The organism is Bradyrhizobium sp. (genome assembly GCF_036009065.1).
Taxonomy (GTDB): Bacteria; Pseudomonadota; Alphaproteobacteria; order Rhizobiales; family Xanthobacteraceae; genus Bradyrhizobium.
This window is the reverse complement of record NZ_DASYMN010000182.1, coordinates 1-12,094: the sequence shown is the minus strand read 5'-3', so window position 1 is coordinate 12,094 and position 12,094 is coordinate 1. Positions and strand designations below refer to the sequence as shown.

At 62.5% G+C, this 12,094-nt stretch carries 18 protein-coding genes and 1 tRNA gene; 10 read left to right on the top strand and 9 right to left on the bottom strand.

The window, feature by feature from the left end:
• A partial coding sequence (locus VGP39_RS10925) for a VOC family protein (protein WP_327568115.1) occupies positions 1-338 on the top strand: 338 nt, incomplete at its 5' end.
• A gap of 320 nt (positions 339-658) precedes the next feature.
• Positions 659-1,303 carry a glutathione S-transferase gene (locus VGP39_RS10920; protein ID WP_327568114.1) on the top strand — a complete coding sequence of 215 codons (645 nt, stop codon included), beginning with the start codon at positions 659-661 and terminating at the stop codon, positions 1,301-1,303.
• 23 nt (positions 1,304-1,326) lie between these two features.
• Here the strand turns inward: VGP39_RS10920 and VGP39_RS10915 are convergent, their stop codons facing one another.
• The 3 genes from VGP39_RS10915 to VGP39_RS10905 are packed head-to-tail and all read right to left on the bottom strand — an operon-like array spanning position 1,327 to position 2,019.
• The gene (locus VGP39_RS10915) at positions 1,327-1,479 is read right to left on the bottom strand and encodes a hypothetical protein (RefSeq protein WP_327568117.1); all 153 of its coding nucleotides are present in this window, start codon (positions 1,477-1,479) and stop codon (positions 1,327-1,329) included.
• Positions 1,480-1,500: 21 nt separating this feature from the next.
• Positions 1,501-1,731 (bottom strand): hypothetical protein, encoded by a 231-nt coding sequence (locus VGP39_RS10910; RefSeq protein WP_327568113.1) that lies wholly within the window; start codon positions 1,729-1,731, stop codon positions 1,501-1,503.
• Positions 1,732-1,764: 33 nt separating this feature from the next.
• Entirely contained in the window at positions 1,765-2,019 is a 255-nt protein-coding gene (locus VGP39_RS10905; RefSeq protein WP_327568112.1) for a PilZ domain-containing protein, read from the bottom strand.
• Positions 2,020-2,335: 316 nt separating this feature from the next.
• Here VGP39_RS10905 and VGP39_RS10900 point away from each other — a divergent pair.
• Both VGP39_RS10900 and VGP39_RS10895 read left to right on the top strand, forming a co-directional pair.
• Positions 2,336-2,410 (top strand) — tRNA-Glu (locus VGP39_RS10900).
• A gap of 23 nt (positions 2,411-2,433) precedes the next feature.
• Complete coding sequence (locus VGP39_RS10895) at positions 2,434-3,666, top strand: Zn-dependent hydrolase (RefSeq protein WP_327568111.1); 1,233 nt, start codon at positions 2,434-2,436, stop codon at positions 3,664-3,666.
• A gap of 286 nt (positions 3,667-3,952) precedes the next feature.
• Here the strand turns inward: VGP39_RS10895 and VGP39_RS10890 are convergent, their stop codons facing one another.
• Both VGP39_RS10890 and VGP39_RS10885 read right to left on the bottom strand, forming a co-directional pair.
• A complete protein-coding gene (locus VGP39_RS10890; RefSeq protein ID WP_327568110.1) occupies positions 3,953-4,669 on the bottom strand; it encodes a hypothetical protein in 717 nt (238 codons plus the stop codon).
• 70 nt (positions 4,670-4,739) lie between these two features.
• A complete protein-coding gene (locus VGP39_RS10885) occupies positions 4,740-4,886 on the bottom strand; it encodes a hypothetical protein (RefSeq protein ID WP_327568109.1) in 147 nt (48 codons plus the stop codon).
• A gap of 281 nt (positions 4,887-5,167) precedes the next feature.
• On the opposite strand from VGP39_RS10885, the gene VGP39_RS10880 reads away from it, so the two are divergent.
• The 6 genes from VGP39_RS10880 to VGP39_RS10855 all read left to right on the top strand — a co-directional run bounded on the left by VGP39_RS10880 (position 5,168) and on the right by VGP39_RS10855 (position 9,300).
• A complete protein-coding gene (locus VGP39_RS10880; RefSeq protein ID WP_414644633.1) occupies positions 5,168-5,494 on the top strand; it encodes a GrlR family regulatory protein in 327 nt (108 codons plus the stop codon).
• Positions 5,495-5,540: 46 nt separating this feature from the next.
• Positions 5,541-5,951, top strand: coding sequence for a hypothetical protein (locus tag VGP39_RS10875; RefSeq protein ID WP_327568108.1), 411 nt, complete (start codon positions 5,541-5,543; stop codon positions 5,949-5,951).
• 54 nt (positions 5,952-6,005) lie between these two features.
• The gene (locus VGP39_RS10870; protein ID WP_327568107.1) at positions 6,006-7,040 is read left to right on the top strand and encodes a PrsW family glutamic-type intramembrane protease; all 1,035 of its coding nucleotides are present in this window, start codon (positions 6,006-6,008) and stop codon (positions 7,038-7,040) included.
• A gap of 114 nt (positions 7,041-7,154) precedes the next feature.
• Positions 7,155-7,931, top strand: a complete 777-nt coding sequence (locus tag VGP39_RS10865; protein WP_327568106.1) for a cyclase family protein — start codon at positions 7,155-7,157, stop codon at positions 7,929-7,931.
• Between the two features lie 82 nt (positions 7,932-8,013).
• The gene (locus tag VGP39_RS10860; protein WP_327568105.1) at positions 8,014-8,643 is read left to right on the top strand and encodes a hypothetical protein; all 630 of its coding nucleotides are present in this window, start codon (positions 8,014-8,016) and stop codon (positions 8,641-8,643) included.
• A gap of 81 nt (positions 8,644-8,724) precedes the next feature.
• Complete coding sequence (locus tag VGP39_RS10855; protein ID WP_327568104.1) at positions 8,725-9,300, top strand: HdeD family acid-resistance protein; 576 nt, start codon at positions 8,725-8,727, stop codon at positions 9,298-9,300.
• Between the two features lie 60 nt (positions 9,301-9,360).
• On the opposite strand, the gene VGP39_RS10850 is transcribed toward VGP39_RS10855, so the two are convergent.
• From VGP39_RS10850 to epmA, 4 genes are read right to left on the bottom strand one after another with little or no spacing between them, the layout of a single operon-like run.
• Positions 9,361-9,615 carry a hypothetical protein gene (locus tag VGP39_RS10850; RefSeq protein ID WP_327568103.1) on the bottom strand — a complete coding sequence of 85 codons (255 nt, stop codon included), beginning with the start codon at positions 9,613-9,615 and terminating at the stop codon, positions 9,361-9,363.
• 29 nt (positions 9,616-9,644) lie between these two features.
• Positions 9,645-9,842, bottom strand: coding sequence for a hypothetical protein (locus VGP39_RS10845; protein ID WP_327568102.1), 198 nt, complete (start codon positions 9,840-9,842; stop codon positions 9,645-9,647).
• Positions 9,843-9,863: 21 nt separating this feature from the next.
• Positions 9,864-10,949, bottom strand: a complete 1,086-nt coding sequence (locus tag VGP39_RS10840; RefSeq protein WP_327568101.1) for a lysine-2,3-aminomutase-like protein — start codon at positions 10,947-10,949, stop codon at positions 9,864-9,866.
• Positions 10,946-11,998, bottom strand: a complete 1,053-nt coding sequence (gene epmA / locus VGP39_RS10835) for an EF-P lysine aminoacylase EpmA (RefSeq protein ID WP_327568100.1) — start codon at positions 11,996-11,998, stop codon at positions 10,946-10,948. The genes VGP39_RS10840 and epmA overlap by 4 nt, the downstream gene beginning before the upstream one ends.
• Positions 11,999-12,094 lie beyond the last annotated feature (96 nt).

Sequence of the window (12,094 nt, the reverse complement as noted above, 5' to 3'; positions counted from 1 at the left end):
AATTCACGCTGGTGTTCTTGTGCGCGCCGGAGGACGAGGGCCTGCTGAAGCAGTCCAAGGGGCGTGGCGCGCCGCTGGTGGAGCTCACCTATAATTGGGACGAGGAGAAGTATGGCGAGGACCGCTATTTCGGCCACCTCGCCTATGAGGTCGACGACATTTATGCCACTTGCGAGAAGCTGATGAAGCTCGGCATCACCATCAACCGCCCTCCCCGCGACGGCCAGATGGCGTTCGTGCGTTCGCCGGATCTGCATTCGATCGAGCTTTTGCAAAAGGGCGACGCAAAACCGCCGGCGGAGCCGTGGAGCTCGATGCCGAACACCGGGCATTGGTGAGACGCAGAAATCTCCGCTTAATTGTTCTGCACGCCGACGGAACCCGGTGCCTCGCTTCGCGTTCTTTGATCCGACACTGGTTCGAAGGAGACGAAAATGGGACGCGGAGTTTTGCTGTGGTTGCTGGGTGTGCCTATCCCGATCATCATTCTGCTCTGGCTGTTCTTCGGCCGCTGATTGGCCGGGACCAAACCATCAAGACTGATACTCAATCAGGCTCCGCCCTTTGGCGGGGCCTGATTTATTTTCCGACGCACACGTTTCCCTTGAAAAATCCGGTATGACCGCCGTGGCAAGCCAGGACCGCAAAAGGAAACACCGTGCCGAACAATGATCAGCAATTGACGATTTGGGGCCGCGCCAATTCGGTCAATGTCCAGAAAGTGCTGTGGTGCGCCGAGGAGTTGGGCCTCAACTACCACCGCATCGACGCCGGCATGGCGTTCGGCCGCAATACCGAGCCCGATTATCTCGCGATGAATCCGAACGGGCGCGTGCCAACCCTGGTGGACGGCGATTTCGCGCTGTGGGAATCCAATTCAATCATGCGGTATTTTGCGCTTGTCCATGGGCAGGGTTCGCCGATCTATCCCGACGCGCCGAAGGCCCGGGCCGCCGTCGACCGCTGGCTGGACTGGACGCTCTCCACCCTGCAGCCGGTGGACCGGCCGGTGTTCTGGGCGCTGGTGCGAACGCCGCTGGAAAAGCGCGACATGATCGCCGTCCAGAAGGATGCCGACGCGGAAGCCATGGTATGGCGGATTCCCGACGCTCAGTTGGCGACACGAAAATTCATCGAAGGCGATCAATTCACGCTCGCCGACATTGCGCTCGGCGCTTACGCGCGCCGCTGGTTTGGGGTGGAAGGCATCAGCAAACCGCGATTGCCGAACCTCGAGCGCTGGTTCGCGCAATTCGGGAGCCGCCCCGGATTTAAGAAATTCCTTGCACCGCCGATGAGTTAAGGGCGGCGCCTCGCACGGGCTTTTTAGTGGCTCGACCGCTCGAACAGCAAAACACAAAAGATCAGCACCAGCGTGACCGCCGCTACCGTCAGACGCGCGGTCCAGGTCATGCCGCGGCTGATCCACCACAGCAGCGCGCAACTCATCAAGACCGGAACGATGATGTCGAGTTGCAATCCGCCCTCGCCTTTGTTCGCTTAGCGCGACCCGCCGACCCCTACGCCAAAACTGCCGCCGATCTTGATGCAGGTGGACGATCCCTCGATCCTGACGAAGCCGGGACCGTACTCGGCGCAAGGGTTCGCGGCGGCCTTCGCCGGACGCGGCGGGACCGACGTGGCGGGCTTGTCCGGCTTGCGGGCCTGCTGCGCCGAGGCCGCTGACGCCGAAAACACCGTCAGTACAATGACAGGGAAGATCCTCCACATTCGCCGGATTCTATCTCGGACGACGCGCCTTTGCTACCGGACGAATTTGACGCCGAGCGTCTTGCCCCGGCGCCAGACCACTTGGCAGGTCCGCCCGGTCCGGGCGTCGCGCGAAAACGCCAGCCGTACCTTCGCCGTCACCGCCTGCGGATCATCGACGGTGATCTTTGCCCCGGCCGAGGACAGATCGAGCACGGTGCATGGCCGCGCGGCGAAGCCGCCATCGAGCGTGATCCATCCGGACTGGCGGACCGATTTGCGGGCTTCCCGCTTCTGGGTGATTGCCATCCGCTGCGACTCCCCGCTGCCCCCGCTCTTGCTAGCGGCACAGGCTTTAGAAAGCGTTGCAACCTTCTGCAAAATCGAGGATTTGGCCGATCGTCAGCCTGATCCGGTCTGCTGCCAAACCGGCGCGCGAGACGGCTTGCCCGGCCGGACAAACGCCACTATACGTTCGCGCGCCGTGGCCGAACCGGATCGCCTGGTGCTGCCCGGCACGCCATCAGCGCCGGCTCAAGGCGTTGATATGGCGGCTATATTGTTGTGCTACCTGCGAAACAGCGGTTTTCGCGGCCGGGTCGGTCGTGACAAAACCGGCCTTTTCGCTCCCTTCGTCTATCGGTTAGGACGCCACCCTTTCACGGTGGAGAGAGCGGTTCGATTCCGCTAGGGAGCGCCAGTTGCCCGACCAGGTTGCGGCTCATGTCAGACAATCGCTTGCAGTTTGATGGCGCCCGGGTCCTGGCGGATCTCAATGCGCTGCGTGGCATCGGCGCATACAAGACCGGCGTTCACAAGCCGACGTTCTCGGAGCCGCATATGCGCTCGCTGCAGTGGCTGGCGCAGCGGCTTGCCGAGGCAGGACTCGCCGTCACCATCGACGGCATCGGCAATGTGCTCAGCACAAGTACAAAATCCGGACCGAAATTGTTGGCCGGCTCGCACCTCGAAAGCCAGAATTACGCGGGTTGGCTCGATGGGCCGCTTGGCGTCGTATATGCCCTCGAGGCCGCCCGCGTCATCAATCCCAATCCTACCGTAAACGGCGCCGTTGAAGTCGCGGCGTGGTGCGATGAGGAAGGACATTTCGGCCACTTCCTGGGCAGCAGATCTTATGTCGGCGGTGTGACCGAGGCGGACATCGACGCCGCACGCGACCGCAACAGCGGCCGCACCATGCGGGAGGCCCTGCGCGACGTCGGTCTTGCCGGCCGGGCCCGCGCCAGGTGCGAACGCGGGCGGCATATCGGATATATCGAAGCGCATATCGAGCAAGGCCGGACGCTCGAAAGCGGCGATCTCCGCATCGGCGTCGTCACCTCGATCATCGGTATCTGGCAATACCGGATCAGGTTTAGCGGCGAGCAAAATCACGCGGGCACAACCCGCATGGACGTTCGCAGGGATGCAGGCCTGGCGCTGACCAGATTTTGCGTTGATATCGACGATCGGTTTCCTAAGGCCTGCGGACCGCGCACGGTATGGACCACCGGCCGCATCACCCTCGATCCCGGCGCGCCCAGCATCATCCCCGGGGTCGCGGAAATGCTGTTCCAGATGCGCGACGATGACCCCGGCGTGATCGACCGCCTGGAGGATCTGCTGCGAAGCATGGCCGCGGACGTCACCGCGCAAGGCCGCTGTAGTGTTGCGGTGGAGCGTCTTCGTACCGGGTCCCCCGCCATGATGGATGCCACATTCCAACACACCATCGAAGCCGCCAGCGCCGCCTTTGCCGGCGGCAGGTCAGTCCGCATGCCCAGCGGCGCCGGTCATGACGCCCAGGTTCTCGCCACGATCATGCCTGCTGGGATGATGTTTGTGCCCTCGATCGGCGGCATCAGTCATCATTGGAGCGAAAACACCGATGATGCCGACATCATCACAGGCGCGCAGGTCTTTGTTGAGGCCTGCCGGCGCCTGCTCGCGGCATGAGCCGTCAGGCTTCGTCCCATTGTTCCACGGCGCCCCTTCGCCTGCGCATCTGTTGCAGTAAATCATCAATGCGATTGGGAAATGTCCATCCAACGCCGAAACTCTTTGACTGTGCGGGCTTGCATGCCGTTTCAGTGCGTCCGGGGTGCCAAGGACGAGTTTGTGATGATCGAGACAGTGACGGCGTTATTCGGTTTACTCAGCGCGAGTATTTTCCTGGCGCACGCCTTTGATGGCTATCGGTCCCGCTTCTGACCAGCGGCGCCTCGGCATGGTCCAGAGGCGATCATCGGATCCCAAGATCGGCCGGATCATCGGCGTCCTGAAGACGGGTCATGGCCCGCGCGAGAGCCTCGGCATTCGCGGCCGCCGCGGCGCGGATCGAACGATTGAGCATCGCTGCCGCGATTTCCTTGGCGAGCCGGGTATAGTCGGTCCAGACCAGATACAGCATCAGCGGCGGCTCCTCCCCATTCGCCAGCATCTGGCGGCAGCGCGGACCTGCCCCCTCCATCGCCCACCATTGCTGCGCGAGTATCACCAGCTTGCGGAAGCGATGCAGCGTGCCCGAGACGTTTCCGCGATCCGCACCGGCCAGCACGGCGCAATGGTTGAGCCAGTTGAACCCGGCGAAAACCGAAATCGCGATGTCGCTCATGGTCGAGCCCGTGAAATCGATCACGGTGTCTTCGTGCGGTGGCTGGCACAGGAAGGCGTTCAGCAGATCGGACTGGCTGTCCGGGTCGGCCAGCAGTTCGAACTCGCGCCGCGGCACCACCATCACATAGCGCATCGCCTCCAGCCGGGTGTCATCCCAGGCGGTGCGAACGTCGTTGGGCTCTGAAACCGTTCGCTTGCAGGCCGGATAGATCAGCCGGCCCTGATCGGCATCCTCGACGTATTGCGGGACGCGTTTGGCGAGATCCTCAAGAATGGCTTGAGGACCGGACGGTGCGGCTTCGTGCGCCGCTGCATCTTTCGCGCGCCAACCGAACCAGCCCATTCAGGCCTCCGGGGTCGATGCTGGATACGATCCGGAATCAATAAACGGATAAATCCGCGAAGCAAGCCGCTCACGTCAGCGCGTGGAAGACCAGAACCGGCGACAATCCCAGAAACAGCGCCCAGACCGCGAACGCCGAAACCATGCGAATGTCGTGTATCGCCAGGGCGCGGCGACTGACCGGATATTTCGCCGAATGCGTGATTTGAATATTCATTGTGTCCCCGATTTTCTTTGTTGCGGTGACAATAAGCGTCAAATTTTAAAGGTCCGGCCGCGACTTCACTCCAATTTGAACGTCCGGCATCACCGCGAATTAACCAGTTGCGCCCACCTCCGCACCGGCACCCGGCCGGCGTTTGTCGCAGGCGCCTTCATCTGTCTTCAACTGCGAATGCCGCCATCAACCCGCTCGTGCTTTCTTGGAAAGCTCAACGGGAAATTAGGTTGTTGGCCGCTACCTAGCATTCCAAATCGGAACACTCTGCAGGATCGATCATGTTCAAGGGCCTCTACAAGGTTGAATTCAAGACTCCGCGGCGTAAGGCCATGGGCATTCTCTATGCCGCCGATGGAAAACTCCGTGGAGGCAATTCCGCATTCGCTTATGTCGGTTCCTACAAGGAACGCGGCAACACGATCACCGCCGTCGTCTCAAGCATGCGGCACACCGACGATCCCAACTACCCGCCGGTATTTGGCTTCGATCGCGTGACGATCGATTGCCAGGGGTCGGCGAACGGCGAGTTTGCGACATTCGAAGGGACCGCCGCCGAAACCCCTTCGCTGGGCTTCAAGGCGCTGCTGACGCGGATTTCTGACTGAAGCCGTTTTACGCGGATCGCCGGCGGCCCAAGGGCAGATACAATGATTGCCCGAGGCGGCGCGATCGGCAATAAACACGGCATGTCGCGGGTTACCGGGCCCCGGCTTTTTGCTGGTGGAGCGCATGTCAACCAAGATTTCGATCGATGCCCGCCTGCGATGGCCCGACGTCAAGGACGACTATGTTCTCCTGTTCGAGGGGCATTCGATCGGCCGGGTCCGTTTGGACGGGACGAACTGGGTCTGGAGCATCACCATTCCGATGGCGTTGCCGGACTGGGCTGAAGGAACCGCGGCAAGCCGGGACGAAGCCTTGAAGACGCTCGCGGCGGCCTGGGGTAAGTTGCTGGCGCAGACCAGCCCGGAGCGGCTGCAGCGGGCATGGGAACTGGAAAACGCCTTTGAGGCCCGTCAGCAAAAGCTGGCAGCGATTGAACCGGACGAAGCCCAGCCATAACTCCTGCAAGCGCCCCCTGTCCGTCAAAAGAATATTGACCATATTTCCTCGCAAATGCACCTGCTTGAATCCCTCCCCACCGTGATTGGCGCGGCGGCCATTGCGCCGGCCCTGCTGGTGCTGTGGCTGGTGATCGCCGCCGATGAGCGGCCCGGCCCTCCGTTCAAGGTCTGGGCCGCATTCCTGCTTGGCGCTGCGAGTATTTCGCTGCTTGGCGTTGCGCGCGCGCTCTTCATGTCGTTGCTGGCCGTCACCGACGACCCGCGGCTCGCGCTGGCCTTGCGCGCGATCTTCGGCATCGCCGCGCCGGAGGAAATCGTCAAGATTCTCGTCATCGTCGCCGTATCGCGGCGGCGGCAACCCTTCGCGGACCCGATGGACACCGTGGTCTACGGCGCTGCGGCGGGTCTCGGCTTTGCGGCTTACGAGAACCTCGCTTATCTCGTGCAGCACCCTGACATGTGGCGGTCGCTGGCGGTATTGCGCAGCGTGCTGACGGTGCCGTTCCACGGCGCGCTCGGCATCGTCGCCGGCGCTTATCTTGCGATCGCGCGCTCCGGCACCGCGCTGGGCGCCCACCGCCATCACCGCGACTGGGCGCGCATCAGCGCGCGGATTTCCATCCTGCTGGTGCCGCTGGCCCTACATTCCGGCTTCGATCTTCCGCTGCTGACGCTGCAGCAAAATCCGGACATCGACGGATCAGCCAGGTTGATGCTGGAATGCACCGCCATGCTGATCGGGTTCGGCACCATCGCATTCGCGGTGCGGCTGGTGCGGCGGGTCGGCCGCCATCACGCACCACGGACCGAGACGTCGCGGCAACGGCTGAGCGACCTGCGTCGGATGTGGGCGCTTCTGGTGGCCGGCGGCGGCGCGGGATTTGCCGGTCTGGCGTTTGTGCTGTCGTCCGTGCACCACTGGTTTGTCAATCTGGAGCGAAACGTGACCCTCGCCCTCGTTCCGATAGGTTTTGTCTCGATCATGATCGGCATTGCCCTGCTGGTGATCACGACGGCGGTCTATATTCTCGGCCGCAACCGTTTGCGCACGGCGGCCTCCACCCTGTCGGCATTCGGCCAGAGCTGAAGATCGGCTCCGGCGAAACGACATCCGGCGAGAATTTCGCAGACCGCCGATAGAATGAGCGCCACCGTCAGGCTAGCGCATGCTAAAACTTGACACAGAGAAAGAGGAGACGCCATGGCGCGCAAGCTGATCGACATTTCCGTCCCGCTGCAAAACGATGTGCCGGCCGATCCGCCCGGCGGACATCCGACCATCCAGTACATCGACCATCAGCAGGGCCTGCCGCGCATGCTGCAGTTCTTCGAAGGGCTCAAGGCCGAGGATCTGCCGGACGGTCAAGGCTGGGCGGTGGAGCAGGTGCAGTTGTCGACCCATAATGGCACGCATCTCGATGCGCCCTGGCATTTCCACCCCACCATGAACCGCGGCGAGCGGTCATGGACCATCGACGAGGTGCCGCTGGAGTGGTGCCTGCAGCCCGGCGTAAAACTGGATTTCCGGCATTTGCCCGACGGCTATGTGGCGACCGCCAAGGACGTCGAAGCCGAACTCAAGCGCATCGGCCACACGCTGTCGCCGCTGGAGATCGTGGTGGTCAATACCTCGGCCGGCGCCAAATACGGCCAGAAGGACTACGTCACTTCCGGCTGCGGCATGGGCTATGAAGCGACGATGTATCTGCTGGAGCGCGGCGTGCGCCTGACCGGCATCGACGGCTGGAGCTGGGACGCGCCGTTCGTCTACACCGCGAAGAAATATGCCGAGACCAAGGACGCCAGCCTGATCTGGGAAGGCCACAAGGCCGGCCGCCACATCGGCTACTGCCATATCGAAAAATTGCATAATCTGGAGCAACTGCCCTCGACCGGGTTCACCGTGTCATGCTTCCCGGTCAAGATCGAGCGCGCCTCAGCCGGCTGGACCAGGGCGGTGGCGATATTGGAGGGATGATAACTATCTTGCGACCTTGACGTCGGCATATACAATCCCTGATATTCAACGGGTATATTTTCAACGGGAAGGAAGGTTTGCGATGGCGGTGGATCAGACCACGACCGCCGGTACCTCGGTCACCGCGGTCGCCGTAACCGCCAACAATCTTCTGCTCGAGTTCGTCGGCATGCCCGGTAATCAGCCGGCAAGCTACGACAACACGGTCTTCCTCTGGCAGGAACCGCAAATCATTCCCTACGCCATGCCGCCGCTGGCGTCGCAAGCGATACCGATCAATGCCGAGAGCGGAACGGTCGACATTGGCAACCTTGAGCTCGTGATGCAGCCTTACACCGCCGGATATGCCGTAGGGCCCGAGGTTACCAACGTTTGTTCGTGGGTATCAATTGCTCCGGATGGCACGGTCACGACGACGTTTCAGACTTCTCTTCAGCTCTTCTCCCTCTCCGCGCAAATGGTGTCAGTTCAGTATGAAACGCCGGCCGGATGCCAGCCACGGGCATACGGGCATTGGATCGGCTTCTGGGAAGGTCCCTCGGCGTCCCACATCATCCCGCCCATTGCCTCGGTTCAGATCGCCGCCAACAACTCCCGGGGAAACATTACGCTTGAGGTCCCAAACCTGCTGTCCGGCAAGGCTTGCAGCGTCGGCTATTTCATGGGCCAAAAACAAACCACGCTGGCTGCGTCCTGCACGTTTTACCTCTGATCGCGGCAAACAATTTTGAGCAACGGACGCCGGCGCGGACTATCATCGCGCTTTTTCCCGCTGCCGGCAGAGGAGTTGGCCATGACGCTTCCCCGGGACATCGCCGGCCTTCAGAGCAGAATGAGCGCCGCCGTCCGCGAGCATTGGAAGGCTTTTCTGATCGAGGGCATTCTGCTCGTCATCCTCGGGCTCGCAGCCATGATCGTGCCGCCGCTTGCAAGCCTGGCCGTCACCATTTTCTTAGGCTGGATGTTTCTGATCAGCGGCGTTGCCGGCTTGATGCTGACGTTGTGGGCGCGGCAGATGCCGGGCTTCTGGTGGTCGCTGTTCTCAGCCGTGCTCGCCGTCGGCGCAGGCATCATCCTGCTGGCACGGCCGGTTCAGGGCACGCTGACGCTGACCATCGTGGTCGGCGCCTATTTCCTCGCCGAAGGCGTCGCCACCATCATGTACGCGCTGGAGCACAAGAAGGAGCTCTCCGAACGATGGGGCTGGCTGCTCACGGCCGGGATCATGGACATCCTGATCGCCGGATTCATCATCGCCGGGCTGCCGGGATCGGCCGAGTGGGCGCTAGGCCTTCTGGTCGGCATCAACATGCTGTTCGGCGGCGCGACCTTGATCGGAATGGCGCTCGCCGCGCGCAACTCTGCCTGATCTAATTTTGCGCATATTCTGATCGCAAAACCGGTATCCACTTTTGCGGAATATGCGCGTTCAACAGCCGCGGCAGATGCTCTTGATCTTCTTGTCGAGCGCGGCATTCTCCTTGCTCAAGGGATCGTTCGGATCGCTCAGATTGTTCTCCGAGGGAACGTCGCCCGCGCGCGGCTGACGGTGGCCTACCGGTGCTTCGCGCATCGGCTGGGGATTTGTGGCCGCCGGCGATCCGGTGTTGCTTTTGGTCTGCGCCATCGCTGCCGGGCTGCCGATCAGGGCCAGCATCGCCGTTGTCGTGATCAGGTTTCGCATCTTGCTTCTCCTCGATCAGAGAGCGCAGTCTAGCGCGGACGATCCGGGATTTCGATGGGATTGCAGTTGCGGCGACCCTGTGCCGCACAGTCCTGCGCCTTGCGCACGTCGGCCATGGTGCCGAGCAGCCAGACGCCCGCCGCCACCAGCACCACGAAGAAGCCGAGCATCACCGCATTCTCGATTGCGCGATTGCCCTGGTCCTCCGGCGGCTCCGGCCCGGCCATTGTCAACAACTCCTCATCCGATCAGGGGTTTGGAGGATAAAGGTGAACGTCGCCGCAATAGTCGACGACACGATAGCGCGACTGCGGATCGCGCCCTGGGGAATTGGCCGGTGACAGATAGGACGGACCGACCGGCGCCTTGCCATGGCCGCCGGGGATATCGAGCACATAATCCGGCTGGCATAATCCGGAGACGCGTCCGCGCAACGCGCGCATCAATTCCTGCCCCTGCTCCAGCGTGGTGCGCAGGTGCGCCGTGCCCGGCGCCAAATCACCGTGATGCAGGTAATACGGCTTGATGCGGCATTCGACAAAGGCCCGCATCAGCGCCTCCAGTGTCGCCGCGTCATCATTGACGCCGCGCAAAAGCACCGACTGGCTGACCATCGGAATGCCGGCGTCGATCATGCGCGCGCAGGCGGCGCGGGCGCTGCCGGTCAATTCGCGGGGATGATTGGCGTGCAGCGCCACCCAGGTGGTCGCGCCGGCGGCCTTGAGGGCCGCGACCATCTCGTCGTCGACGCGCGCGGGATCGGCGACGGGAATGCGGGTGTGAAGCCTTATGATCCTGACGTGATCGATGGCGGCAAGGTCGGTCACGATCTCTGCCAGCCGCCGCGGCGAGAGCATCAACGGATCGCCGCCGGTCAGGATGACTTCCCAGATTTCGCCGTGCGAGCGGATATAGTCGAGCGCACTGCGATACGTCCGCTGCGACAGCGCGCTCTCCCTGCCCGGCCCGACCATTTCGCGGCGGAAACAGAAGCGGCAATACACCGCGCAGACATGAACCAGCTTGAACAGCACCCGGTCGGGATAACGATGCACGATGCCTTCGACCGGCGAATGGGCGCGATCGCCGATCGGATCGGCGCGCTCGCCCGGTTGCACCGCAAGTTCATCGACGCTCGGAATATACTGCCGCGCGATGGGATCGTTGGGATCATCCGGGTCGATCAGCGCGGCTACTTCCGGCGTCAGCGCCACCGCGTAACGCGCGGCGACTTTTTTCAGATCGGGTAGATCAGCCGCGGGCGCAAAACCATGCGCGACCAGTTCGGAAGGTTGCCGCAATGTCGATGCGATGCCGCGATTGAACTTGCTCATGCCTGCCCCGCCGGCGGCGTCCACACCACCTGATCGATTTTTGCCGCACCGCCGGCCAGCATCACCAGCCGGTCGAATCCCAATGCGACGCCGCTGGCCGGCGGCATCAAGGCGACCGCCGCGAGAAAATCCTCGTCCAGCGGATAGCGCTCGCCATAACGCCGCTGTTTTTCGTCCATGGCGTGGGTGAAACGCCGGCGCTGTTCCGCCGCATCGGTCAACTCGCCAAACCCGTTGGCAAGCTCGACGCCGCAGGCATATATCTCAAAACGCTCGGCGACGCGGGGATCGAGCGCTTTTGTCCGCGCCAGCGCCGCTTCCGGCGCGGGATATTCGAACAGCACCGTCAACTGCCCCTGCCCCAGCTGCGGCTCGATATATTCGACCAGCACCTTGCTGAAAATATCCGACCAGGTGTCGTCGTCTGTGATCCGCACCCGATCCTTCGCCGCCAAGGCCAGCGCTGTGCGATCGCCGTTGCCGTCCTCGATAGTGGCAAGCAGGTCGATCCCGACGAAGCGGTCGAATGCCGTGGCTACCGTCAATAACTCAGGCTCCGCGAAAGGATCGGCGGTGCTGGCGCGAAACGAAAACCGGCCGATCCCGGTCGCCTGCGCAGCGTGGGCGATGACGACGATGCTGTCGGCCATCACGGCGTCGTAAGCAGCGTTGGCGCGGTACCATTCCAGCATGGTGAATTCCGGCAAATGCAGGTCGCCGCGCTCGCGGTCGCGGAACACCCGCGCAAATTCGAATATTTTTCCCTCGCCCGCCGCCAGCAATTTCTTGGCCGCGAATTCCGGCGAGGTGCGGAGATAGCGCGTCACAGCCGCCCCTGCGCCGTCTCTCAACTCGGTTCGGGGCGCGTGCAGATGGGTTTCGTTGCCCGGCGATATCTGCAAGATTGCTGTCTCGATCTCGACAAATCCCTGCTCGTCGAACCACGTCCGGACCGCCTTCGTTACGGCACTCCGCGCGGCCAGGAACGGCCGGCGATCGACATGGCGCGCCGCCGACCACCACGGTGAAAGCTGGTCGATCTCGGCCATCAACGAGCCGCCTCGCGAGCCCGCAAATTGCTGGCATCGAGCGGCAAAATCAGTATGTTGCAGCCCGAAACCGGCTCAAAGGCCTCGGGACGCCCA